General features: G+C 50.1%; 2 tRNA genes. Both read left to right on the top strand.

Going from position 1 to position 609, the window contains the following annotated elements:
- Positions 1-76 precede the first annotated feature (76 nt).
- Positions 77-153, top strand: a tRNA-Ile gene (locus H7K56_RS23150).
- 149 nt (positions 154-302) lie between these two features.
- Positions 303-378 (top strand) — tRNA-Ala (locus tag H7K56_RS23145).
- The last annotated feature ends 231 nt before the right edge of the window (positions 379-609 follow it).

The raw sequence follows: 609 nt of genomic DNA, 5'->3' as shown, positions 1-609 counted from the left end.
TACCTGAAGATACCTTCCCGCGAAGTGCTCACACAGATTGTCTGATAGAAAAGTAACGAGCAGAAAAAACCTCTACAGGCTTGTAGCTCAGGTGGTTAGAGCGCACCCCTGATAAGGGTGAGGTCGGTGGTTCAAGTCCACTCAGGCCTACCAGATTTCTTCTCATGCCGCGTTATGTTTCCGGCTCGCATAGTTCACTATGCTTCGCGAAAACATGCCTTGCCTGAGACGAAATCACATTTCCCGTGTGAGAAACGTGACTCCTGGTGAGTGGATGTAGATGGTCTCTGCAGTGACTGTATGGGGCTATAGCTCAGCTGGGAGAGCGCCTGCCTTGCACGCAGGAGGTCAGCGGTTCGATCCCGCTTAGCTCCACCATTACAGTACTGAAACTTACTTCAGAGTATACCGGTGACGGTGTGCTGCGAAGTATTTGCTCTTTAACAATCCGGAACAAGCTGAAAATTTGAAACGACGCGTCGTATTCATTCTCCGTAATAAGAATGAAATCACGATGCGTTCGGGTCTCTCAAATGCTTGCAGTCTGCAGCGTTGCAAAACGCCTGTGGGTTGTGAGGTTAAGCGACTAAGCGTACACGGTGGATGCCC

The sequence above is a fragment of the Pantoea dispersa genome (genome assembly GCF_014155765.1).
GTDB lineage: Bacteria > Pseudomonadota > Gammaproteobacteria > Enterobacterales > Enterobacteriaceae > Pantoea > Pantoea dispersa.
The sequence above is the reverse complement of the archived record's forward strand: the minus strand, read 5'-3'. Positions and strand labels throughout refer to the sequence as shown.